Source organism: Nostoc sp. FACHB-888 (assembly GCF_014696655.1).
GTDB lineage: Bacteria > Cyanobacteriota > Cyanobacteriia > Cyanobacteriales > Nostocaceae > Nostoc.
In genome coordinates this window covers 1-1649 of record NZ_JACJQM010000421.1, presented here as the reverse complement: position 1 = coordinate 1649, position 1649 = coordinate 1, and the positions used below count along the sequence as shown (strand labels likewise).

Annotated in this window: 2 protein-coding genes and 1 pseudogene; all 3 read left to right on the top strand. The window is 40.9% G+C overall.

The window, feature by feature from the left end:
- Positions 1–201, top strand: a pseudogene (locus tag H6G26_RS41610) (hypothetical protein); the annotation flags it as partial.
- Positions 194–922, top strand: coding sequence for a hypothetical protein (locus H6G26_RS41605; protein WP_190737975.1), 729 nt, complete (start codon positions 194–196; stop codon positions 920–922). The pseudogene H6G26_RS41610 and the gene H6G26_RS41605, both read left to right, overlap by 8 nt.
- Positions 923–1085: 163 nt before the next feature.
- Positions 1086–1496 (top strand): hypothetical protein, encoded by a 411-nt coding sequence (locus H6G26_RS41600; protein WP_190737974.1) that lies wholly within the window; start codon positions 1086–1088, stop codon positions 1494–1496.
- The last annotated feature ends 153 nt before the right edge of the window (positions 1497–1649 follow it).

The window sequence follows — 1649 nt, the reverse complement described above, 5'->3', positions numbered from 1 at the left end:
GCGCCATTGATTCGTCCATATCAAGTATGGGTACTAGGCAGGATTGGCGAAGTGTTTGGAGATTTAGATCAAGGCACAAACAAGGTTGAAATAGCAAAGTCGATTGTGGAAGCCAATAAGTCGGAATACACCATTAAAGAGTTTGAAGCTGAACAAATCAGATTTACACAACCATCGACAGGAGAATTACAAAATGTCTGAAATAATAGATAAATTTAGCCGTCAAGATTTGTTTGAATTACTGGGTGAAAAATATGCTCCTGTTAAAATCATTGCTGGTTTACAGGAGTTGGCTAAGTCCGACCCAGATATTAACCTTAATGTAGAAGATGACGCAAAAGAATTTAGCATTGACATTTGCGATCGCTTGGAAAAGCTGTTCAGTTTAGCGCAAACAACTATCGACCAATCAAAGCTGTTAGAAAGTGGGAGCAATTTGGCGAATATACAGACTCAAGCCATAGAAAGTGTGAGTGAACAATTACATCTTGCTGGAGTCAGCCGGGAAACGTTTAAGGCATTCTTGGACATTGTGGCAGGTAAGACTGTTGCTCAAGCGCTGGCAGTTCATGAGTTTGAGCAAGAATTGTTCGATGAAATCACGAATGAACTTGATGCTCGTTCATTGCAGCGACGGACAGAGCAAGGCTTTGATGAAATAGCGTTTATTTATCAATTGGCCAAGAATCCCGAAATCAGGCAACAAATTACCCAAGAGTACGGGTTAAAGACTGGGGAGGAGATTAAGCAACAAGTTCAAACCCTTACTACTGCTGCAACTCCTGGTTTTGACCCGGAAGCATTCTTACAAGAACTAGGAGTGCCAACACCCGAAAAAAAGTCCACACAACCGACAACAATTCAGGACTTGAAAAATTTGACACGCTCTTTGTTGAGCAAACAAACTCAGTCATCAACTTAAAATGGCGCAAGTTCTTCGAGCAGAATCTTTTCGGATTCTCAGTCATTTTTTTTCTAGTTTGTATTGGGCTGTCTGTTTACGTTCGTGTTATTAATGCACCACTACCCCGGACAACACAAAGTATCGACGGGCAACAACCGTAAAATATTCCGGGTGAGTGCTTATGAAATACCAAAAGCAAGCGATGTTGGGGTTATTGGGCATGGGGTTAATCGCAAGTCCTTGGTTATCACAACTGCCAGCCCAATTCAAAACTTACTCTCACGGCATCACGATTCGAGAGTCAGAAGAACTTGAACGCATTAAAGCCGAGCAAAGGGCAGCGACCGCCGACAAAATTAACTCTCTTGGAGTTACGCCCTCATTTAGTAAGTTACGAATCAGGAACTATTTAGACTCAAAAAAACGTAACCCTAGACCTGACACTACAGGTTATTTAGAAGATGAGACAGTTTTTGTGTATGACTCAACGGGTTTTTGTATTGGACGCATTGAACAGAGGCAATGGAAATGGAAATATCGATTCAGAAATGCTTGTAAGAATTCGCCGCTATTTAAAGATTCACCCAATTAATTTATGAAATATCTCACTCCAAACAAATCTAATTCACAATCACAATCAGAACCATCACCACAAAAAGAGCCGAAAAAAGGAGGGAGTGACTACTTAGAATTATTAGCTCGGTGGATTGTGGCATTAATCTCACTGCCAGTCATCTTTATCTCA

Excerpts from the sequence above, each read along its gene's own strand:
- H6G26_RS41605 (WP_190737975.1), top strand. The coding sequence starts at position 194 with ATGTCTGAAATAATAGATAAATTTAGCCGTCAAGATTTGTTTGAATTA.
- H6G26_RS41600 (WP_190737974.1), top strand. The coding sequence starts at position 1,086 with ATGAAATACCAAAAGCAAGCGATGTTGGGGTTATTGGGCATGGGGTTA.